This is a genomic window from Mesorhizobium sp. M7A.F.Ca.CA.004.04.2.1, assembly GCF_004022825.1.
GTDB lineage: Bacteria > Pseudomonadota > Alphaproteobacteria > Rhizobiales > Rhizobiaceae > Mesorhizobium.
This window is the reverse complement of record NZ_RZPH01001561.1, coordinates 1-810: the sequence shown is the minus strand read 5'-3', so window position 1 is coordinate 810 and position 810 is coordinate 1. Positions and strand designations below refer to the sequence as shown.

Here is an 810-nt window from a genome sequence, read left to right as displayed (position 1 = left end):
GTCGATGCCACCGCGCTCGCGGCCCGCCGTGCCGATCGTCTGTTCGACAAAGGCGGCGTCGGTGAGATCGCCCTGCGCGAAGGCGAGCCTGTCGTCATAGGCGGCGAGGGACGCAGGACGCTGCTTGACGTCGATGGCAGTGACAGAGGCACCGGCATCGAGCAGCGCCAGCGTGATCGCCTCGCCCATGCCGCCGCCTGCGCCGGCCACGACCGCATGCCTGCCGGTGAAATCGTAAGCGATCATCTGAACCCCTCGTCTGTTCCTGCCAAAATGCAGATCGAAGGGACAATAGGGGCGGACCAAAATTCCATCAAGCGGTATTAGAAAAAATTTGCCAAAATGGAAAATAGCGATATCGTACCCCAAATGACCTCTCAGCTCGGATGGATTTCAACAGCATGAACCTGCATTCCGGCGCGCGGACCTTTTCCGTGATTTCTCCCGTCGACGGCTCGACCTATACGACGCGCTCTTATGCCGACGGTTCCACCATCGAGGCAGCGCTCACCCGCGCGCGTGCCGCCCTGCCGTCCTGGCGGCGGACGCCGCTGGCCGACAGACTGGCGATCCTGCTGCGCTTTGGTGAGGAGATGAAGGCGCGGGCAACGCCGCTGGCCGAGATGGTGGCCTGGCAGATCGGCCGGCCGCTATGGCAGGCCGACGAGACGCCTCGCCTGGCGCTGGTCGGACAATTGCTTGCCGACATCGCACCGGAAACCCTGGCCAATGTGCCGTATCCTTCGGATGACAACATCCGCCGCTATGCCAAGCCGGTGGCGGGCGGCCTGCATCTGTCGATCTGCGCCT

At 63.5% G+C, this 810-nt stretch carries 2 protein-coding genes; one reads left to right on the top strand and one right to left on the bottom strand.

All coding sequences use genetic code 11. From position 1 onward, the window contains the following. Positions 1-246, bottom strand: a 246-nt coding sequence (locus EN893_RS36140) for an SDR family NAD(P)-dependent oxidoreductase (RefSeq protein WP_128362275.1), incomplete at its 3' end; no start/stop codon positions are given. A 155-nt stretch (positions 247-401) separates the two neighbouring features. Between EN893_RS36140 and EN893_RS36135 the strand changes: the two genes are divergently transcribed. Then, a partial coding sequence (locus EN893_RS36135; RefSeq protein WP_128362274.1) for an aldehyde dehydrogenase family protein occupies positions 402-810 on the top strand: 409 nt, incomplete at its 3' end.